The organism is Streptomyces sp. PA03-1a, from assembly GCF_033792805.1.
GTDB lineage: Bacteria > Actinomycetota > Actinomycetes > Streptomycetales > Streptomycetaceae > Actinacidiphila.
The window spans coordinates 1-20,207 of the sequence record NZ_JARAVO010000068.1 but is presented as its reverse complement, the minus strand read 5'-3'; the positions used below and the strand labels follow the sequence as shown (position 1 = coordinate 20,207).

Here is a 20,207-nt window from a genome sequence, read left to right as displayed (position 1 = left end):
GGCCCCCGCAGGGGCCTCTTCGGTGCGGTGACGGGGACCGGTCAGTCCTCGCTCGCGGCGCTCGGGAGTTTCGTCTGGATGAGGTCCATGACCGTGGAGTCCGTCAGGGTGGTGACGTCCCCCAGCTCCCGGTTCTCGGCGACGTCGCGCAGCAGACGCCGCATGATCTTGCCGGAGCGGGTCTTCGGCAGCTCTGCCACCGTCAGGATCCGCTTCGGCTTGGCGATCGGGCCGAGCGTCTTGGCGACGTGGTCGCGCAGCCCGGCGATCAGCTCGTCGCCGTCCTCGGCCGCGGCGGTGCCGCGCAGGATCACGAAGGCGACGATGGCCTGGCCGGTGGTGGCGTCGGCGGCGCCGACCACGGCCGCCTCGGCGACCTTCGGGTGCGAGACGAGGGCCGACTCGACCTCGGTGGTGGAGATGTTGTGGCCCGAGACGAGCATGACGTCGTCCACCCGGCCGAGGAGCCAGATGTCGCCGTCCTCGTCCTTCTTGGCGCCGTCGCCGGCGAAGTAGCGGCCCTCGAAGCGGGACCAGTAGGTGTCGAGGTAGCGCTGGTCGTCGCCCCAGATGGTGCGGAGCATCGACGGCCACGGCTCGGTGAGGACGAGGTAGCCGCCGGAGCCGTTGGGCACCTCGTTGGCCTCGTCGTCCACGACGGTGGCGGAGATGCCGGGCAGCGCACGCTGCGCGGAGCCGGGCTTGGTCTCCGTCACGCCGGGCAGCGGGGAGATCATCATGGCGCCGGTCTCGGTCTGCCACCAGGTGTCCACGATCGGGCAGCGGCCGCCGCCGATGTGCTCGCGGTACCAGATCCACGCCTCGGGGTTGATCGGCTCGCCGACGCTGCCCAGGACGCGCAGCGAGGACAGGTCGAACTTGGCGGGGATGTCGTCGCCCCACTTCATGAACGTGCGGATCGCCGTGGGGGCGGTGTAGAGGATCGTGACCCCGTACTTCTGGACGATCTCCCAGAAGCGGCCCTGGTGCGGGGTGTCCGGGGTGCCCTCGTACAGCACCTGGGTGGCGCCGTTGGCCAACGGGCCGTAGACGATGTAGGAGTGGCCGGTGACCCAGCCGACGTCGGCGGTGCACCAGTAGACGTCGGTCTCCGGCTTCAGGTCGAAGACCGCGTGGTGGGTGTAGGCGGCCTGCGTCAGGTAGCCGCCCGAGGTGTGCAGGATGCCCTTGGGCTTACCGGTGGTGCCGGAGGTGTAGAGGATGAAGAGCGGGTGCTCGGCCTCGAAGGCCTCCGGGGTGTGCTCCGCGGACTGCCGCTCGACGATCTCGTGCCACCACACGTCGCGGCCCTCGGTCCAGGCCACCTCCTGGCCGGTGCGGCGCACGACGAGCACCTTCCCCACGCCGGCGGAGCGGGCGACCGCGTCGTCCACGGCGGGCTTCAGCGCGGACGGCTTGCCGCGGCGGTAGCCGCCGTCGGCGGTGATGACCAGCTTGGCGTCGGCGTCGGCGATGCGGGCGGCGAGCGCGTCGGCCGAGAAGCCGCCGAAGACCACCGAGTGCGCGGCGCCGACGCGGGCGCAGGCCAGCATCGCCACGACGGTCTCGGGGATCATGGGCATGTAGATCGCGACCCGGTCGCCGGCCGTCACGCCCAGCTCGGTCAGGGCGTTCGCGGCGCGGCTCACCTCGTCCTTGAGCTCGGCGTAGGTGATGGCCCGGCCGTCACCGGGCTCGCCCTCGAAATGGAGCGCCACCCGGTCGCCGTTGCCGGCCTCGACGTGCCGGTCGACGCAGTTGTAGGCGACGTTCAGGGTGCCGTCGGCGAACCACTTCGCGAACGGCGGGTTGGACCAGTCCAGGGTCTCGGTCGGCTCCTTCGCCCAGGTCAGCCGGCGGGCCTGCGTGGCCCAGAAGCCCAGTCGGTCGTCACCGGCCTGCTGGTAGGCCTCCGCGGTCACATTGGCACCGGCCGCCAGCTCAGCGGGCGGAGCGAACCGGCGCTCCTCCTTCAAAAGGTTGGCCAGGCTCTCGTTGCTCACGCCGTGCTCCTTCGCAGGGTGTCCTTTTGTGTCCCAGGCCATAGCTCACCAGCCGGAGGGGCGGGATGACAAGGGTTCGCGTCAAAAATTGGTTTAGACCTGTCACGGTGGAGCACCCGCACACGGGTCCGGCCCGCCGGCAGGTGCGCGGCGGGCCGGGACGGGCGGGCCGCCCGGTGCGGGCGGCCCGCTCAGACGGTGTCGAGCACCTCCGGCCGTACGGCGGCGAACGTGCCGGTCCCGGCGTCGAGGACGTAGGCCTGGGCCTCGGCGACGTGGAAGTACATGCCGTGCAGCTGGAGCGATCCCTCGGCCACCCTGCGGGCGACGCAGGCATGCGCCATCAGGTGGTCCAGCTGCTGAACGACGTTGACGAGGCAGAGCCGCTCGAGGTCGTCGGCGACCGGGCGGTCGGCGAGGGTGACCTCGCCGCGTCCGGGCCGGCCGGTCCGCTCCATTCGGGCGAGGCTCGGGCGGCCGTGCCGGAGCCAGCGGGCCAGCGGGGTCTGCGCCCCCGGCTCGTGGCCCGCCCCGCCCAGCAGCGCCTGCATGGCCCCGCACCCGGAGTGCCCGCACACGGTGATGCTGCCGACCTCCAGCACTTCCACCGCGTACTCGATGGCGGCGCCCACCGAGTCGCAGGAGGCGTCGGCGCCGGGCGGCGGCATCAGGTTGCCCACGTTGCGCACGGTGAACAGGTCACCGGGCCCGCTCGAGGTGATCATGCTGGTGACCAGGCGGGAGTCGGCGCAGGTGAGGAAGAGCTGGGTGGGTCGCTGCCCCTCGCGGGCGAGCCGCGCCAGCTCGTCCCTGACCAGCGGCGCCGTATTGCGCTGGAAGGCGCTGAGCCCGCCCACCAGCTGTCCGGCGGCACCCGCCTCGGTATTCGGTTTGGTGCAGTGGTGGTTGCGCCACGGCGTCCAGGGGCGGCAGGCGTGCGCGCTCGACGGGACCGTGATCGGGGTGCCCGACCGGCCCGTGAGGGTCGCCCAGCCGCCACGCGCCCGGTGACCCTCGCACCAGTGCTGCAGCGACTCGTACGCCGCGTGGTCCATGAAGGAGCCGTCCAGGGTGATCACGGCGCTGGCGCCGTCCGGTACCTCCGCCAGCGCCCGGGTCAGCCGGGGCACCGCGAGGAAGGTCAACTGCCCGCGTACGTGCACCTGGTGGACGCCGGACTCCTCCGCCACCGTGATCCGGGTGTGCGTCAGCCGGCGCAGCGACAGGAAGACGGCCACGGCGATGCCGGTCAGGACCCCCTCCAGCACGCCGAGCAGCAGCACCGCGCCGAGCGTCGCCGCGTAGACCGGGAACTCCCGGTGGCGCTGCACGTGCTTGATGTGCGCGAAGCTCAGCATCTTCAGCCCGACCACCATGACCAGGGCGGCGAGGGCTGCGAGCGGGATGTGCTCCAGCAGCCCGGCCAGCAGCCCGGCGCACAGCAGCACCCACACCCCGTGCAGCGTCGTGGCCCGGCGCGTCCGCGCGCCCGCGGCCACGTTCGCCGAGCCGCGGATGGCGCCGCCGGCCACGGGCAGCCCGCCGAGCAGGCCCGAGACGACGTTGGACGCGCCCTGCCCGAGCAGCTCCCGGTTGAGGCGGGCCGGGACGGTGTCCCCGGGCGCCCCGCGCCCGGAGCGCAGCTTGTCGATCGCCACCGCCGACAGCAGCGACTCCATGCTCGCGACCAGGGTGACGGTCAGGACGGCGGCGGCGATGCCGAGCACCGGCCCGTGCGGCAGCCCGGGGAGGGCCACTGTGTGCCAGGCGGGCAGGTCGACCCGCGGCACCACGATGGGCACGCCGACGGCGGTCGCCGCCGCGATGGCGGCGAGCGGTGCGGGGACCGTGCGCAGCGCCTTGCCGGCCCGCCCGGGCAGGCGCGGCCAGCCGACCAGCACGGTCACCGTCACTGCCGCGATCAGCAGCGCACCTGGATGCGGGGACGACAACTGCTGCGGCAGGGCGGCCAGGTTGCTGAGCGCCGAGCTGTCCGGGCGTGCGCCGAGCACGACATGGAGCTGGGCGAGGGCGATGGCGGCGCCGATGCCCGCCAGCATGCCGTGCACGATCGCCGGGCTGACGGCGAGTGCCGCCCGGGCCACCCGCAGGGCGCCCAGGGCGAGTTGGGCGAGCCCGGCCAGCACCGTGATGGCGCACGTGGTGCGCCAGCCGTAGCGCTGGACGAGCTCGGCGGTGACCACCACCAGGCTGGTGGCGGCCCCGCTGACCTGGAGCGGCGCACCGCCCATCAGTCCGGCGACGATGCCGCCGACCGCGGCGGCGATCAGCCCCGACTGCAGGGGGGCGCCGGTCGCCAGGGCGATGCCCAGCGACAGCGGGACGGCGATCAGGAAGACGGTGATCGAGGCCGACAGATCGTGCCGCCAGGCGGCGGTCCCGTCGTCGGCGCGGGGCGGTGGCGGCGGCAGGTCCTGCGGCGGGGCCTGCGACTGCTGCATCTGTGGTTCTGGCGTGGGCTGCATGTTCCCGTCTCCTCCGGGGCGGCGCGGCTGCGTCCGGCTGGTGCGCGTACGCGGTCGTGGTCACGGCTGGTGCGGCGGGTGCTCTCGACCTCGAAAGTCACGGAATGTGATTGCTTGATTACTCTCAAGAGTCGGTAAATGGAGAGTAATGCAGACAAAGGGTCCGTGGATGAGGATTCGCCCGAACGGGCGAACGATTACCCGGTGAGGGTGAACCGTTCGCCCAGGACGAAGCCCGGATCGACCTGGGAGGCGAGGTCCGCGCCGGTCCGCGCGTTGCCCCAGCTCTCCGCGTTCTTGAGGTGGAAGTGGACCATCTGGCGGGTGTAGCGCTCCCAGTCCCGCCGCTCGTACGTGGCGTCCGCGGCGTCGTGCATCGACCGCAGCGCGGCGCGGTTGGACTCCTCCAGTGCCGCGAAGCGCGGCGGGCGGCCCTTCTCCATGGCGCGGACCCAGTCCGAGTGCCGGACGGTGACCAGCAGGTCGTCTCCCACCTGCGAGCGCAGGAAGTCCACGTCGTCCGGGCCCTGCACCTTGTTGCCGACGACGTGCAGGGCGACCCCGAAGTCCCGGGCGTACTCCTTGTACTGGCGGTAGACCGCCACGCCCTTCCGGGTGGGCTCGGCGACCAGGAAGGTCATGTCGAAGCGGGTGAACATGCCGGAGGCGAAGGAGTCGCTGCCGGCCGTCATGTCGACGACGACGTACTCGCCGCGGCCGTCGACCAGATGGTTGAGGAACAGCTCCACCGCCCCGACCTTCGAGTGGTAGCAGGCCACCCCCAGGTCGGACTCGGCGAAGGGGCCGGTGACCATCAGCTGCGCCTCGCCGCCGTCGAGGGCGACGGGCCGGGCGCAGGCGGCGTAGACCGGGTTGTCCTCGCCGATCCGCAGCAGGCGGGAGCCCTCGCCGGGCGGTGTGGTCTTGATCATCGTCTCCGCGGACGCGATCCGCGGGTTGGCGCCGCGCAGGTACTCCTTGATCTCCGGGAGGTGGGCGCCCATCGCCGGGAGGGCGGCGGCCTCCTCCTCGTCGAGGCCGAGCGCCGGCCCGAGGTGCTGGTTGATATCGGCGTCGACGGCGACGACGGGGACGCGGGCGGCGGCCAGGTGGCGGATGAAGAGGGAGGACAGCGTGGTCTTGCCGCTGCCGCCCTTTCCGACGAAAGCGATCTTCATGTTCGTTAAGCGTAGTGACGGGGCACGTGTGCTGCCGCTTCCGCCGCCGGAGTTCACCCGTCGGTGGAGATCCGGGTCCCGTCCGGCCCCTCCGTCCGGCACGGCGCGGGGGTGCGGGCCCGCGTGACGATGCCCACTCGCCCACCGGGGCGACGCCGGGGGTGCGTAGGGTCGTGGCTATGGGTACGACAGCTGATCCGCTCGCCGTCCTCGGTTCGCTCGCCGGTGTCGCCGAGTCGGTGGACTCCGTACGGAAGGCCGTGGACCAGGTCTACGGCCACCGGGTGATGCGCCGCCGCTCCGACGAGGTGTCCTCGGAGGCGGCGCTGCGCGGCGCCCGCGGTTCCGCGGCGCTCGCCGGTGCCGACTGGGCGCTGGAAGAGGTGCGCAGGCGCAGCGACTTCTCCTCCGACGACGAGTCGCGCGCGGTGGGCGCCGCGCTGCGGCTCACCGCCGAGTCCGGCCAGTTGCTCTCCGTCTGGCGGCAGTCGCCGCTGCAGGCGCTGGCAAGGCTGCACCTGGTGGCGGCCGGTGGCACCTCACCGGACGAGACGGTCGGCCGGCCGCGGCAGACCGGCGAGAAGGTCGAGGAGCCGCTCCTGGACGTCGCCGAGTTCCCGCTGCCCGAACCCGCGGAGGTCGTCGCGCGGCTCGACGGACTCGCCGACCTCCTGCTGTCCGGCAGCGAGGCGCCGGCGCTGGTCGTTGCCGCGGTCGTGCACGGCGAGCTGCTGTGCCTGCGGCCGTTCGGCTCGTACAACGGCATCGTGGCGCGGGCCGCGCAGCGCGTCGTCCTCGTCGGGAGCGGTCTGGACCCCAAGTCCATCTGCCCGGCCGAGGTCGGGCACGCCGAACTCGGTCGCGCGGAGTACCTGAAGGCGCTGCGGGGCTACGTCTCCGGCACGCCCGAGGGCATGGCGGCCTGGATCTCGCACTGCGGGAAGGCCGTGGGCCTGGGCGTACGGGAGAGCGTGGCGGTCTGCGAGGCCCTGCAGCGCGGCGCCGCGTAGGGAGCGCCGGGGCGCGGGCCACGAGGTCCACGCGCACGAGGTCACGCGCACAAGGTTGCGGCGGCACCGCGCGGGTGCCGCCGCTGGCATGACCGTCGGGTTACCAGGCGTGCACGATGTTTGCCCATCAGGTCGGGAGCTTTGCCCGTCACCTGGTGCGGCCGGCCCGGTCAGCGGGTCTGCGTCGCGTGGGTTCCCAGCTGTCATGCTCGGTCCGTGGGGCCTGATTCGACGGGGTTCCTCGCGGAAGTCCGTGGTCACGCGGGCCGTACAACCTTTCTACTGCACCTTCGGGAGAACTGGAACCCCTCGCCGCAGTTCTTTGCATACGGGGTCTGATCAGCAGGATCTCCCCGAAGGGCGCGCACAGGTGCGTATCAGGACAGTGCGGGCCTGCGCCGGCGGGCCGCGTACCAGACGAGTCCCGCCGTGGCGGCGGCCGCGCCGACCGCGGCCAGTGCGAGGACGGGCCCCGAGGGCATCGTCAACGCGGGCACGCGCTGGTGCAGCCGGACCGGACGGCTGAAGGTGAGCACCGGCCATTCGCGTGACGCCGCCTCCCGGCGCAGCCCGCGGTCGGGGTTGACCGCGTACGGGTGGCCGACCGATTCGAGCATCGGGACGTCGGTCACCGAGTCGCTGTAGGCGAAGGAGCGCTTGAGGTCGTAGCCCTCGACGGCGGCGAGCTCGGTGATGGCCCGCGCCTTGGCCGGCCCGTAGACGTAGTGCTCGATCCGGCCGGTGTAGCAGCCGTCCTTGACCGCCATCCGGGTGGCGATGACGTGGTCGGCGCCGAGCATTTCGCCGATGGGCTCCACGACCTCGGCGCCCGAGGCGCTGACGATGACGACGTCGCGGCCGGCCAGGTGGTGCTCCTCGATGAGGGAGGCGGCCTCGTCGTAGATGATCGGGTCGATCAGGTCGTGGAGGGTCTCGGCCACGATCTCCCGCACCTGCTGCACATTCCAGCCACGGCACATGTCGGAGAGGTACTTTCGCATCCCCTCCATCTGGTCGTGGTCGGCGCCGCCGAGCAGATACACGAACTGGGCGTACGCGGTCCGCAGCACGGCGCGGCGGTTGATGAGGCCGCCTTGGTAGAACGGCCTGCTGAACGCCAAGGTGCTCGACTTGGCGATCACCGTCTTGTCGAGATCGAAGAACGCGGCGGTGCGCGCCGGCAGGTGGTTTTCCACGAGGATGAGCATAGGGACCCACCATTCGGCGTAAGCTCCTGCGCGTGGGTTTGCCTGAGAAGGCCTTCGGGTACACCATGGAAGTCACGGATCGTTCGCGACCGTGCTAACCCGGTCTGGCTCCTCCCCCCCCGAGTCGGACCGTGGGGACGACCCCCGCTCTCCCCCCCGGCGGGGGTCGTCGCATGTCCGGGGGCATATTCAGGCCATGAGTCCGGACGCGCCCGGCATGTGATCGGCCCCCCGCGGCTTCCGCGGGGGGCCGGTCTTTTTCTTCGCTTGGCTACGTTGAGTGACGGATCACATTCGTTGTGCTGCTCAGGGGGAAGCCACTCGCGCGGGTGGTGGAGTTATCCACAACGGCCTGGTTATCCACGGATTCCCACCAAGATCATCAAGTTACGGCGACTCGCGAGACTCTGGCGGCAAATGCCGCGCCGGAGATGTGTGCGGTGCATGTGCCCGATACCGACGGGACGGGCCGGAGCGAGCGAGGGGGACGCCGAGGTGGCCGAATCATTCAACGGTGAAACAAAACGAGCGCGTGACGGGCGGGTGCCCGGGCGGGCATCCGCATGGCCGCGCGGAAAGGACGATCCGGGCGGCGGCCCGCTCATCGTCACCGAGGACGCGGCCCTGTTGGACGACCTGCTGCGCCTGTGCGCCGCGGCGGGTGCGGAACCGGAGGTCGCCTTCGGGGTCCCGCCGGCGCCGGGCAGCTGGGAGGGGGCGCCGCTGGTGCTGGTCGGCGCCGCGGGCACCCGCCGCGTACCCGGCACGGCACGCCGCCGCCGGGGCGTGCTCCTGGTCGGACGGGATCTGGACGATCCGGACGTGTGGCGCCGCGCCGTGGAGGTCGGCGCCGAGCACGTCGCCTTCCTGCCCGACGCCGAGACCTGGCTGGTCGACCGGATCGCCGACGTGGCGGAGGGCGCCGTCGACCCGGCCCTGACGATCGGCGTCGTGGGCGGCCGCGGCGGCGCGGGGGCCAGCACCCTGGCCTGCGCGATGGCCGTCACGGCCGCCCGCTCCGGGCGCCGCACGCTGCTCGTCGACGCCGATCCGCTCGGCGGCGGGCTGGACGTACTGCTCGGGGCCGAACGGGTGGGCGGGCTGCGCTGGCCCGACCTCGCCGAGTCGCGGGGCCGGGTCAACAGCGGGGCGCTGGAGGAGTCGCTGCCCCGCACGCACGCCCTGAGCGTCCTCAGCTGGGACCGTGGCGACACCGTCGTCATCCCGCCGCAGGCCATGCGGTCGGTGATGGGCGCCGCCCGGCGGCGCGGCGGGGTGGTCGTCGTCGACCTGCCGCGCCGCATGGACGAGGCGGTGGCCGAGGCGCTCGCCCAGATCGACGTCGGGCTGCTGGTCGTCCCCGCCGAGCTGCGCGCGGTCGCGGCCGCCGGCCGGGTCGCGTCCCGGATGGCCATGGTGCTGCGGGACCTGCGTGTGGTCGCCCGCGGCCCCTTCGGCTCGGGGCTCACCGACGAGGCGCTCGCCGAACTGGTCGGGCTCCCGCTCGCCGGTGAGCTGCCGACGGAGCCCGGCCTGCCCGCCGCCCTGGACGGCGGCGAGGCACCGGGCGGCAGCGGCCGGGGCCCACTGGCCGGGTTCTGCTCGGCCTTCCTCGCGGCGGCGCTGCCCGGCGGGAGCGTGGCCGCATGAGCGCCGACGTCATGACGCCCGCCCTGCTCGACGCCGTGCGGCTGCGGCTGGCCGCCTCCGGTGACGAGCCCACCCCGGCCGGCGTGGCCGCCGCGCTGCGGGCACAGGGCCGGCTGCTGGGCGACACCGAAGTGCTCGACGTGGTGGCCGCCCTGCGCTCGGAGATGGTCGGCGCCGGGCCCCTGGAGGGGCTGCTCGCCGAACCGGACGTCACCGATGTGCTGGTGAACGGGCCGGACGAGGTATGGGCCGACCGGGGCGCCGGACTGGAGCGCACCGAAGTGCGGTTCGCGGACGCGGCGGCCGTGCGCAGGCTCGCCCAGCGGCTCGCCTCCGCGGCCGGACGGCGGCTGGACGACGCCCGGCCCTGGGTCGACGCCCGGCTGCCGGACGGCACCCGGCTGCACGCGGTGCTGCCACCGGTGGTGGTCGGCGCCCCGTGCCTGTCCCTGCGGGTCGTCCGCACCCGGGCCTTCGCCCTGGACGAACTGGTGGCCGCGGGCAGCATGGACGGCGGCACGGCCGCCCTCCTGCGGGCGGTGCTGGACGCCCGCCTGTCGTACCTGGTCTCCGGCGGCACGGGCTCCGGCAAGACCACGCTGCTGAGCTGCCTGCTCGGCCTCGTCCCGCCGGGCGAGCGCATCGTCCTCGCCGAGGACTCCGCCGAGCTGCGGCCGCGCCATCCGCACGTCGTCCGGCTGGAGACCCGGCCCGCCAACCAGGAGGGCGCCGGGCTGGTCACCTTGCGGGACCTCGTACGGCAGGCGCTGCGCATGCGGCCGGACCGGCTGGTGGTCGGCGAGGTGCGCGGGCCCGAGGTCCTGGATCTGCTGGGCGCCCTCAACACCGGCCACGAGGGCGGCTGCGGGACGGTCCACGCCAATGCCGCGGGTGATGTGCCCGCCCGGCTGGAGGCGCTGGGCGCCGTGGCGGGCTTGGACCGGGCCGCGCTGCACAGCCAGTTGGCGGCCGCCCTGTCGGTGGTGGTGCATCTGGTGCGGGACCGCTCGGGGCAGCGCCGGGTCGCCGAGATCCACGTCCTGGAGCGCGGGCCGGACGGGATCGTCGGCACGGTGCCGGCCCTGTGCGGTGGTGAACGCGGCCCGGGATGGGGCCGGTTGGCCGCACTCTGCGCAAGGGGGCGGTCATGAGCGCCGCGGTGCTCCTCGCCACCCTGTGCGCGGGCACCGCCGCCTGGGTGGCGTGTGCGGGGGACGAAGTCCTGCGTAGGGCAAGGACGTTGCTCAGTGGCGCCTCTGGGGCCCGCGGGATGGCCGGCGGGCTCCTGGGGCCGGGCGGCCTCGAAACCCGCCTCAGCGGGCTGCTGGAGCCGTTCCGGGTGCGGTACGGCTGGCGCCTCGGCCGCGAAGTGCTGTTCCTGCCGGGCGGGTTGGTCGCGGGACTGGCCGCCGGGTCGGCGCTGCCGGTCCTGCTCGGGGCGGCCGCGGTGCCGTTCGCCGGGCGGTGGATGCGCGGGCGGGAGCGGCGCGCCACAGCGGAACGGCGGGCCCTGGCGGTGGGCGCGCTGTGCGCGGCGGTCGCCGGCGATCTGCGGGCAGGACTTGCACCGCCCGCCGCACTGGCCGGTGCGCTGGGCCGCGAAGGCTGGCCGGAGCACCCCGGACTGTCGGACGCGGCGCTGCCGTTGCTGGCGGCCGCCCGTTTCGGCGGTGACGTGCCCGCGGCGCTGCGGTCGGCCGCCCGGCTGGAGGGCGCCGAGGGGCTCTCCGGTGTCGCCGCCTGCTGGCAGGTGGCGGTGGACGGCGGCGCGGGGCTCGCCGACGGCCTGGACCGGATCGCGGCCGCCCTGCGTGCCGAACGCGACCAGCGGGAGGACCTGAGGGCCCAGCTGGCGGCACCCCGCTCCACCGTCGCGCTGCTGGCCCTGCTGCCCGTCTTCGGGCTGGTCCTGGGCGCCGGTCTGGGTGCCGATCCGGTGGGCATCCTGCTGCGCACACCCGCGGGGCTGGGCTGCCTGGCCGCCGGCGGGCTTCTGGAGTGGGCCGGGCTCGCCTGGACCGCGCGCATCGTCCGGACCGCGGAGGGCGGGTCATGAGCGGCGACGCCGTCCACAGGCTGGGGATCGTCGTGGCCGTCGCTGCCACCGCCCTGTGCGTCGCGGGCGCCCTCGCCGCCACCCGGAGGGAGCGCGCCGCGCGGCGCAGGCTGCGGTTGCTCCTGGGCACGGCACCGCCGGCCCGGCGCGGCCGCGGATGGCCGGGCACGGCCTCCGCCCGGGAGTGGGCGGCGGTCGCCGGGGTCGTCCTGGGTGCGTTCGCCCTGGTCGGCGGAGTCCCCGGCGCGGTGGCCGGGCTCGGCGCCGCGTACGCGCTGCGCCGACGGCAGCGGCGGCCCCGGCCCGCCGGGCCCGCGGACCAGGCCCGGGCCGCGCGGCAGCTGCCACTGGCGGCGGATCTGATGGCCGCCTGTGTCGCGGCCGGAGCCGGGCCCCGCGAGGCGGCCGAGGCCGTCGGGCCGTCGCTGGGAGGGCCGCTCGGCGAGGCGCTCACCCGCGCCGCCGCCGAGCTCCGCCTGGGTGGCGACCCCGTGCAGTGCTGGGGCCGGCTGGACCGGCTCGGCTGCCGGGAGCTCGCCCGGTGCATGGAGCGCGCCACCACGACGGGAGTGCCGCCGGTCGAGGAGATCGCGCGGCTCGCCGCCGGCTGCCGCGCCGAGCACGCCCGTTTCGGGGCGGCGCGGGCCCGCCGCGCCGGAGTGCTGATCACCGCCCCGCTGGGGCTGTGCTTCCTGCCGGCCTTCCTCCTCGTGGGGGTCGCGCCGGTGGTGATGGGACTGGCGGGGGCGATCCTCGCCGGCACGACGATCTGAAGGGGGATCCCATGCGAGTCATGCGTTGTCTGAGGAAGCTGAGCCGCCGGTGCCGCACCGGCGAGGGCGGGATGACCACGGCCGAGTACGCCGTGGGCACGCTGGCGGCCTGCGGTTTCGCGGCCGTGCTCTACAAGGTGGTCACCTCGGGCGCGGTCAGCTCCGCGCTCAGCGGGCTCATCAAGCGGGCCCTCGATGTGGCGTTCTGAGCGCCGCCGTGACGCCGGCTATGTCACGGCGGAGGCGGCGGTGGTCATCCCGTCGCTGGTGTTCCTCACGGCGCTGCTGCTGTGGGGGCTGGCCGCGGCGGCCGCGCAGATCCGCTGCGTCGACGCCGCACGGGCCGGAGCCCGTGCGGCGGCCCGCGAGGAGCCGGACGGCGCGGTGCTGCGGACGGCCCGCACGGCGGCTCCCGCCGGGGCCGCCGTCTCGGTCCGCCGGGGCGGAGACCTGGTCCGGGTCACGGTCGAGGCCCGCTCCCTGTCCCTCACCCTCCACGGTGAGGCGGTCGCCGCCGTGGAGGGAACGGGGGAGGGGCCGTGAGCCGCCGGCGAGCGAGCGACCGGGGCTCCGCGACGGTCTGGACGGCCCTCCTGGGAGCGCTGCTGGCGCTGGCCGCCTGCGCCGTGCTGGCCTTCGGCGCCGCCGTCGCGGCACGGCACCGCGCGGGGGCCGCCGCGGACCTCGCGGCGCTCGCCGCCGCGGACCACGCCCTGCGCGGAGGCGCGGAAGCCTGCGCCGTGGCCGGACGGGTGGCGGCCGCCCAGCACGCCCGGCTGGTCCGCTGTGCCGTCAGCGGTGAGATCGCCGACGTCACGGCCGCGGTCGGGCCCGCCCGGGTCCGCTCCCGGGCCGGGCCTCAGGACTCCGGATCCGGGGCGGGCGCCGGTACGGCGGGGACGGGCTCCGACGGGCCCTCCGTCGCGAGGAGCACGTCGAGCAGGCGTACCGCGGCCTGCTTGTCCAGCGGGTCGTTGCCGTTGCCGCACTTGGGCGACTGCACGCAGGAGGGGCAGCCGAACTCGCACTCGCAGGAGGCGATCGCCTCGCGGGTGGCGGTGAGCCAGCTGCGGGCGGTGCGGAAGGCCCGCTCCGCGAAGCCGGCGCCACCGGGATGGCCGTCGTACACGAAGACGGTCGGCAGTCCGGTGTCCTGGTGGAGCGGCACGGAGACCCCGCCGATGTCCCAGCGGTCGCAGGTGGCGAAGAGCGGGAGGAGGCCGATGGAGGCGTGCTCGGCGGCGTGGAGGGCGCCGGGCAGCTCCTCGGGGTGGATATCCGCCGCGTCGAGCTGATCGTCGGTGACCGTCCACCACACGGCACGGGTGCGCAGGGTGCGGGGCGGCAGGTCCAGCTTGGTCTCGCCCAGCACCTCGTTGGTGATCAGCCGTCGACGGAGGAAGGAGACGACCTGATGGGTGACCTCGACGGAGCCGAAGTGGAGGCGGGCCTCGCCCCACTCCTCCACCAGGTCCTCGTCGAGGACGGAGATCGCCGTGGTGTCGCGGGCCATCGTCGAGTACGGCGGGTCGGCCCGCTCCACCAGCGCGACGGAGTCCTCCAGGTCCAGGTGCCGGACGAGATAGGTGCGGCCCTGGTGCAGGTGGACCGCGCCCTCGTGGACGGTGGTGTGCGCGGCGCCCGCGTCGACGGTGCCGAGCAGGCGCCCGGTCCCCGCCTCGACGACCTGGACGGGCTTGCCGCCCTCGCCGCGGATGTCGGTGAGGTCGGCGGCCCGCTCCCGCCGCGTCCAGTACCAGCCGCCGGTGCGGCGCCGCAGCAGTCCGCGGCGCTCCAGCTGGGGCAGCAGCGCGGCGGTCTCGGGCCCGAAGAGCTCCAGGTCCTCCTCGCCCAGCGGCAGCTCTGCCGCGGCGGCGCACAGGTGCGGGGCGAGGACGTAGGGGTTGTCCGGGTCCAGCACGGTCGACTCGACCGGGCGGCGGAAGAGCGCGTCCGGGTGGTGCACGAGGTAGGTGTCCAGCGGGTCGTCGCGGGCGATCAGCACCGCCAGCGCCCCCTGACCCGAGCGTCCCGCACGACCTGCCTGCTGCCACAGGGAGGCCCTCGTGCCCGGGTACCCGGCCAGGAGCACGGCGTCGAGCCCGGAGACGTCCACACCCAGCTCCAGGGCCGTCGTGGAGGCCAGTCCGAGGAGCCGCCCGGTGTGCAGGTCCCGCTCGATGGCCCGGCGCTCCTGGGGCAGGTAACCGCCCCGGTAGGCGGCGACCCGGCGGGTCAGCCGGCGGTCGATCTCGGCGAGGCGTTCCTGGGCGATGACGGCGATCAGCTCGGCGGCCCGCCGGGAGCGCACGAAGGCGACCGTGCGGGTGCCGTCGAGCACCAGGTCCGTCAGCAGGTCGGCGGCCTCGGCGGTGGCCGTGCGGCGCACCGGGGCGCCGTGCTCCCCGCTGAGCTCGGTGAGCGGGGGCTCCCACAGGGCGAAGGCGACCTCGCCGCGCGGTGAGGCGTCCTCGGTGACCTCGGCGACGGGCACGCCCGTCAGCCGGGTGGCCGTGGCGCCGGGGTCGGCGGCGGTCGCGGAGGCGAGGAGGAAGACGGGATCCGCCCCGTAGCGGGCGCAGACACGCCGCAGCCTGCGTATGACCTGGGCGACGTGCGAGCCGAAGACGCCCCGGTAGGTGTGGCACTCGTCGATCACGACGTAGCGCAGCTGCCGGAGGAAGGAGGACCACCGGGAATGGCCCGGGAGGACACCCAGATGGAGCATGTCGGGGTTGGTGAGCACGTAGGTCGCGTACTGGCGGACCCACTCGCGCTCCTCGAACGGCGTGTCCCCGTCGTAGACCGCCGCGCGCACCGCCTTGCCCAGCGGGGCGGCGAGTTCGGCCACGGCACGCCGCTGGTCGGCCGCCAGGGCCTTGGTGGGCGCCAGGTAGAGCGCGGTGGCGCCCCGGCCGTTCGGCGCCTCGGAGCCCTCCACGAGGGCGCTGAGGACCGGCACGAGGTACGCCAGGGACTTGCCGGAGGCCGTCCCCGTGGCGACCACCGCGGAGGTGCCGGCGAGGGCGTGGGCGGCCACCTGTGCCTGGTGCTCCCACGGCCGCTCGATGCCGGACGCGCGGACCGCGTCGATCACCTCCGGGCGGATCTGATCAGGCCAATCGGCATGGCGACCCGCCCGTGGGGGCAAGTGCTCCGTATGGGTGATGCGCGCGGCCCTGCCCGCCCCCGTGGCAAGCCGCTCCAGGAGGGCGACGGGGGAGGTGCGGCCGTGCGCCGACTGCGGAAGATGATCCTGAGCCATCGGCACTCAGTGTGTCACTGGCATGACGGACAATCGCCGTAAGGCGTCGTGCATGCCCGCTGGTAAGTGATTGAATGCCATCGCGGCTGCCGATCCATGGGGGGCGACCGCTCGATGCAAGGTGCTGGAGGATCCGTGGACCTGTCCCTGTCGACTCGAACCGTCGGCGACCGTACGGTCGTCGAGGTCGGCGGCGAGATTGATGTGTACACCGCACCCAAGCTGCGCGAGCAGCTGGTGGAACTCGTGAACGACGGTAGCTACCACCTGGTCGTGGACATGGAAGGCGTGGACTTCCTGGACTCGACGGGGCTGGGCGTGCTGGTCGGCGGGCTCAAGCGGGTTCGCGCGCATGAAGGCTCGCTGCGCCTGGTGTGCAACCAGGAGCGCATTCTCAAGATTTTCCGTATCACCGGCCTGACCAAGGTGTTCCCCATCCACACCTCGGTCGACGAGGCCGTCGCGGCGACCGACTGACGTTCGGCGCCGGACCGAGGGGCTCCGGGCGACGCCGACGCCCGGGCCCCTGTGTTGCCCGCCCACAGGCACGAGGGGGAGGCCATGCCCACCGTAGAACTGCTCTTCAGTGCACTGCCGGAGCACGTCCGCACCGCACGACTGGTGGCGGCTGCGGTAGCCCGCAGGGCAGGGGTGGACGAGGCTGTCCTCGACGAGGTCCGGCTCGCCGTCGGTGAGGCGTGCAGCCGGGCCGTCGGGCTGTACCGCAGCAGTGGTGCGGACCGTCCGGTGCGGGTGGTGCTGACCGAGGAGGAGAAGAAGTTCTCCATCGAGGTCGGCGAGAAGTCCCCCGAGGCGGACGAACGCCCCGCCGACGCCGCCAGTGTGCCCTCGGCGCGTGGTGACAGCCCCGCCGAGCACTCCGAGCCGCTTCCCGACGGCTCGCCCTCCTCGTCCGACTCCTCCGAGGCGGAGGACGAGGGCCAGATGGGTCTGGCCGTCATCAGCGGCCTCGTCGACGACGTCGAGGTCTTCTCGGGAGAGTACGGCGATGTCATCCGGATGAGCTGGCCGCTGAACCCGGCCGCGCTCTCCTAGCCGCCCAGCCCCCCTTCACGCACTCCTGCCGAGCTGCCTGCGCGCTTCTGCCGCAGGTCAGCTCGGCGTGCGCGGATTCACCCGGTGGTTGATCCACTTACACGGTGACTGTTCACCTTTTCCGGTGATATCTGCGGGCGATCTCCTTTGCTATATCCCCGGCGGCGGCGAATTTCGTTTCCTGCGCCCTGTTTTGATCTAGTTCGGCTCCCTACAATCCGTCCATCTTTGCTCAGCTCACAAGCCTGAGCGTCGTGGCTGCTATGTCGCCGGAGCCGCGCGCCCACGTGCCAAACGTCAAGGAGGACGAATGGCGGGGCCACTTACCCCTCACCTGCAGGACATCGCCCAACCGCTTGCCGCATCACCCGTACTGACCGACGGCAACCGCAATCTCGTGCTCGTCATCGTGGTGGTGGCACTGGCCGCCCTGGTGCTCGCCGTGGTGCTGGTACGTCAAGTGCTCAGTGCCGACGAGGGCACCGACAGCATGAAGAAGATCGCGGCTGCCGTGCAGGAAGGTGCAAACGCCTACCTCGCACGGCAGTTCCGCACTCTGGGAGTCTTCGCGGTCGTCGCGTTCTTCCTGCTCATGCTGCTGCCCGCGGACACCACGTCGCAGCGCATCGGCCGAAGCGTGTTCTTCCTGGTGGGCGCCGGCTTCTCGGCGGTCACCGGCTACATCGGCATGTGGCTGGCGGTGCGCAGCAACGTCCGCGTGGCCGCAGCCGCACGAGCCGCGACCCCGGCGCCGGGTGAACCCCCGGCGGACCTGACGACCGTCTCGCACCGCGCGATGAAGATCGCCTTCCGCACCGGCGGCGTGGTCGGCATGTTCACCGTGGGCCTGGGGCTGCTGGGCGCCTCCGTCGTCGTGCTGGTCTACAAGGCCGACGCGCCCAAGGTGCTGGAGGGCTTCGGCTTCGGCGCCGCGCTGCTGGCCATGTTCATGCGTGTCGGCGGCGGCATCTTCACCAAGGCCGCGGACGTCGGTGCCGACCTGGTCGGCAAGGTCGAGAAGGGCATCCCGGAGGACGACCCGCGCAACGCCGCCACCATCGCGGACAACGTCGGCGACAACGTCGGCGACTGCGCCGGCATGGCGGCCGACCTGTTCGAGTCGTACGCCGTCACCCTGGTGGCCGCGCTCATCCTCGGCAAGGTCGCCTTCGGCGACTCCGGCCTGGCCTTCCCGCTGCTGATCCCTGCGATCGGCGTGCTCACCGCCATGGTCGGCATCTTCGCGGTGGCCCCCCGCCGCAAGGACCGCAGCGGCATGACCGCCATCAACCGCGGCTTCTTCATCTCCGCGGTGATCTCGCTGGCGATGGTGGCCGTCGCGGCGTTCGCGTACCTGCCCTCGACGTACGCGGAGCTGGCCAACGTGCCCGGCGACATCGCCTCACACGGCGGTGACCCGCGCATCCTCGCGCTGGTCGCGGTCGCCATCGGCATCGTGCTGGCGGCGCTCATCCAGCAGCTCACCGGGTACTTCACCGAGACCAGCCGGCGCCCGGTGCGGGACATCGGCAAGACGTCGCTGACCGGGCCCGCCACCGTCGTCCTCTCCGGCATCTCCGTCGGCCTGGAGTCCGCGGTGTACTCGGCCGTCCTCATCGGCCTCTCGGTGTACGGCGCCTTCCTGCTCGGCGGTGCCTCGATCTGGCTCGCCCTGTTCGCCGTGGCGCTGGCCGGCACCGGTCTGCTCACCACCGTCGGCGTGATCGTGGCCATGGACACCTTCGGCCCGGTCTCCGACAACGCCCAGGGCATCGCCGAGATGTCCGGCGACGTCCACGGCGAGGGCGCCCAGGTGCTCACCGACCTCGACGCGGTCGGCAACACCACCAAGGCGATCACCAAGGGCATCGCCATCGCGACCGCCGTGCTCGCGGCGACCGCGCTGTTCGGGTCCTTCAAGGAGGCCGTCGACACCGCGGTGCGGGAGGCGAACATCTCCGCCGCCGACCTCAGGTGGCTGGACCTGGACATCTCCCAGCCGAACAACCTGTTCGGCCTGCTGCTCGGCGCGGCCGTCGTCTTCCTCTTCTCCGGACTGGCCATCAACGCCGTCTCCCGGTCGGCGGGTGCGGTGGTCTTCGAGGTGCGCCGGCAGTTCCGCGAGCACCCCGGGATCATGGACTACACCGAGAAGCCCGAGTACGGGCGCGTCGTGGACATCTGCACCAAGGACGCGCTGCGCGAGCTGGCCACCCCCGGTCTGCTCGCCGTGCTCGCCCCCATCGCCGTCGGCTTCTCCCTCGGCATCGGAGCGCTGGGCTCCTACCTCGCCGGAGCCATCGGCGCGGGCACGCTCATGGCGGTCTTCCTCGCCAACTCCGGTGGTGCCTGGGACAACGCCAAGAAGCTCGTCGAGGACGGTCATTACGGCGGCAAGGGCAGCGAGGCCCACGCCGCGACCGTCATCGGCGACACCGTGGGCGACCCGTTCAAGGACACCGCGGGCCCGGCCATCAACCCGCTGCTGAAGGTCATGAACCTGGTGGCGCTGCTGGTCGCCCCTGCGGTGGTCCAGTTCTCCTACGGCGACGAGGCCAACCTCGGCGTGCGGATCGGCGTCGCCGCGGTGTCCCTGGTGGTCATCGTGGGTGCCGTCTACATCTCCAAGCGTCGCGGCATCGCGGTCGGGGACGACGAGGGCGCCGACGCCGGCCACGACGACACCGAGACCACGAAGCGATCAGCCGACCCGAACGCGACGGCCACGGTCTGACGTAGTGAGAGCTCATCTCGGTACGGCGGCGGGCGTCATCCTCCGGGGTGGCGCCCGCCGCCTGCGGGCACGTCAGATGCATCACCCTCTTCTTGGTTCATAAGGGGCAATAGTGGGCGCATCGAGTGGAAGCGATGTGGCCCGCGGACAGGAGCCGTGTAGGTTCCGGGGCCGTGAACACCAAACTCGCGGCTGCGCTGTCCGTCACGGCTGTGATCCTCGCGACGGGGTCGCTGTCGGGATGCGGCGACGGCGGTAACGAAAAGCTCGACGCCTGGGCGAAGACGGTCTGTGACCAGGCGTCCGCCCAGGTCAAGAAGATCAACGACGCGAACACCCACATCAGCAACACCCCGAGCAACGCCAAGCCGCAGGACGTCCGGAGTGCCGACTCCACGGCGTTCGGGCAGATCTCGGAGGCCTACAAGGCGCTCGCCGGGATCGTCGGCAAGGCCGGCGACCCGCCGGTCGACGACGGCACCAAGCTCAAGCAGGACGCGGTCAACGACCTCAACTCGCTGTCCACCGCCTACGCGAACCTGCGCAAGCAGGTCGACGCGCTGCCCGTCTCCGACCAGGCGAAGTTCGCCGACGGGCTGAAGGGCGTCTCCGACAACCTGGCCAAGGTCAGCAAGAGCGGCGAGCAGGCGCTCGACACGCTGCGCCAGGGCGAGGTGGGCCGGGCCATGGCGAAGCAGCCCGGCTGCCAGGACTCCGGCGCGAAGCCCTCGAAGTCCTGACCGTCCGAGGGCGGGTGGGGCCCTGTCCCTTATAAACAACTCCCAACC

16 protein-coding genes and 1 pseudogene are annotated in these 20,207 nt (G+C 73.1%); 12 read left to right on the top strand and 5 right to left on the bottom strand.

What is annotated here, in order from left to right; genetic code table 11:
* Positions 1 to 41 precede the first annotated feature (41 nt).
* The 3 genes from acs to PV341_RS17440 form a co-directional block, all read right to left on the bottom strand.
* On the bottom strand, positions 42 to 2,045 hold the full coding sequence (acs, locus tag PV341_RS17450; RefSeq protein ID WP_500332000.1) for an acetate--CoA ligase: 2,004 nt from the start codon (positions 2,043 to 2,045) through the stop codon (positions 42 to 44).
* A 149-nt stretch (positions 2,046 to 2,194) separates the two neighbouring features.
* A complete protein-coding gene (locus tag PV341_RS17445) occupies positions 2,195 to 4,489 on the bottom strand; it encodes a SulP family inorganic anion transporter (RefSeq protein ID WP_500358293.1) in 2,295 nt (764 codons plus the stop codon).
* A 197-nt stretch (positions 4,490 to 4,686) separates the two neighbouring features.
* Entirely contained in the window at positions 4,687 to 5,667 is a 981-nt protein-coding gene (locus PV341_RS17440; RefSeq protein ID WP_500331998.1) for an ATP-binding protein, read from the bottom strand.
* Positions 5,668 to 5,846: 179 nt separating this feature from the next.
* On the opposite strand from PV341_RS17440, the gene PV341_RS17435 reads away from it, so the two are divergent.
* Positions 5,847 to 6,677, top strand: a complete 831-nt coding sequence (locus PV341_RS17435) for a Fic family protein (RefSeq protein WP_500331997.1) — start codon at positions 5,847 to 5,849, stop codon at positions 6,675 to 6,677.
* A gap of 377 nt (positions 6,678 to 7,054) precedes the next feature.
* Here PV341_RS17435 and PV341_RS17430 read toward each other — a convergent pair whose 3' ends face one another.
* Positions 7,055 to 7,885, bottom strand: a complete 831-nt coding sequence (locus PV341_RS17430) for an HAD family hydrolase (RefSeq protein ID WP_500331996.1) — start codon at positions 7,883 to 7,885, stop codon at positions 7,055 to 7,057.
* Positions 7,886 to 8,428: 543 nt separating this feature from the next.
* Between PV341_RS17430 and ssd the strand changes: the two genes are divergently transcribed.
* The 7 genes and pseudogenes from ssd to PV341_RS17395 all read left to right on the top strand — a co-directional run.
* The gene (gene ssd / locus PV341_RS17425; RefSeq protein WP_500331995.1) at positions 8,429 to 9,535 is read left to right on the top strand and encodes a septum site-determining protein Ssd; all 1,107 of its coding nucleotides are present in this window, start codon (positions 8,429 to 8,431) and stop codon (positions 9,533 to 9,535) included.
* Positions 9,532 to 10,686 carry a TadA family conjugal transfer-associated ATPase gene (locus PV341_RS17420; protein WP_500331994.1) on the top strand — a complete coding sequence of 385 codons (1,155 nt, stop codon included), beginning with the start codon at positions 9,532 to 9,534 and terminating at the stop codon, positions 10,684 to 10,686. The genes ssd and PV341_RS17420 overlap by 4 nt, the downstream gene beginning before the upstream one ends.
* Complete coding sequence (locus PV341_RS17415) at positions 10,683 to 11,591, top strand: type II secretion system F family protein (RefSeq protein ID WP_500331993.1); 909 nt, start codon at positions 10,683 to 10,685, stop codon at positions 11,589 to 11,591. The genes PV341_RS17420 and PV341_RS17415 overlap by 4 nt, the downstream gene beginning before the upstream one ends.
* A complete protein-coding gene (locus tag PV341_RS17410; RefSeq protein ID WP_500358291.1) occupies positions 11,588 to 12,364 on the top strand; it encodes a type II secretion system F family protein in 777 nt (258 codons plus the stop codon). The genes PV341_RS17415 and PV341_RS17410 overlap by 4 nt, the downstream gene beginning before the upstream one ends.
* A gap of 20 nt (positions 12,365 to 12,384) precedes the next feature.
* Positions 12,385 to 12,573 (top strand): DUF4244 domain-containing protein, encoded by a 189-nt coding sequence (locus PV341_RS17405; RefSeq protein ID WP_499513071.1) that lies wholly within the window; start codon positions 12,385 to 12,387, stop codon positions 12,571 to 12,573.
* Positions 12,560 to 12,907 (top strand): TadE family type IV pilus minor pilin, encoded by a 348-nt coding sequence (locus PV341_RS17400; RefSeq protein ID WP_500332109.1) that lies wholly within the window; start codon positions 12,560 to 12,562, stop codon positions 12,905 to 12,907. Before PV341_RS17405 ends, PV341_RS17400 begins: the two co-directional genes overlap by 14 nt.
* Positions 12,904 to 13,188 (top strand): annotated as a pseudogene (locus PV341_RS17395) (Rv3654c family TadE-like protein); the annotation flags it as partial. The gene PV341_RS17400 and the pseudogene PV341_RS17395, both read left to right, overlap by 4 nt.
* 35 nt (positions 13,189 to 13,223) lie before the next feature.
* Here PV341_RS17395 and PV341_RS17390 read toward each other — a convergent pair.
* Complete coding sequence (locus PV341_RS17390; RefSeq protein ID WP_500332110.1) at positions 13,224 to 15,629, bottom strand: DEAD/DEAH box helicase; 2,406 nt, start codon at positions 15,627 to 15,629, stop codon at positions 13,224 to 13,226.
* A 135-nt stretch (positions 15,630 to 15,764) separates the two neighbouring features.
* Between PV341_RS17390 and bldG the strand changes: the two genes are divergently transcribed.
* The 4 genes from bldG (at position 15,765) to PV341_RS17370 (ending at position 20,159) form a co-directional block, all read left to right on the top strand.
* Complete coding sequence (gene bldG, locus PV341_RS17385) at positions 15,765 to 16,106, top strand: anti-sigma factor antagonist BldG (RefSeq protein WP_018562186.1); 342 nt, start codon at positions 15,765 to 15,767, stop codon at positions 16,104 to 16,106.
* Positions 16,107 to 16,190: 84 nt separating this feature from the next.
* The gene (locus tag PV341_RS17380; protein WP_499513074.1) at positions 16,191 to 16,685 is read left to right on the top strand and encodes an ATP-binding protein; all 495 of its coding nucleotides are present in this window, start codon (positions 16,191 to 16,193) and stop codon (positions 16,683 to 16,685) included.
* A gap of 310 nt (positions 16,686 to 16,995) precedes the next feature.
* Positions 16,996 to 19,419 (top strand): sodium-translocating pyrophosphatase, encoded by a 2,424-nt coding sequence (locus PV341_RS17375; RefSeq protein ID WP_500332111.1) that lies wholly within the window; start codon positions 16,996 to 16,998, stop codon positions 19,417 to 19,419.
* A 173-nt stretch (positions 19,420 to 19,592) separates the two neighbouring features.
* On the top strand, positions 19,593 to 20,159 hold the full coding sequence (locus PV341_RS17370; protein WP_499513076.1) for a small secreted protein: 567 nt from the start codon (positions 19,593 to 19,595) through the stop codon (positions 20,157 to 20,159).
* Positions 20,160 to 20,207: the final 48 nt, after the last annotated feature.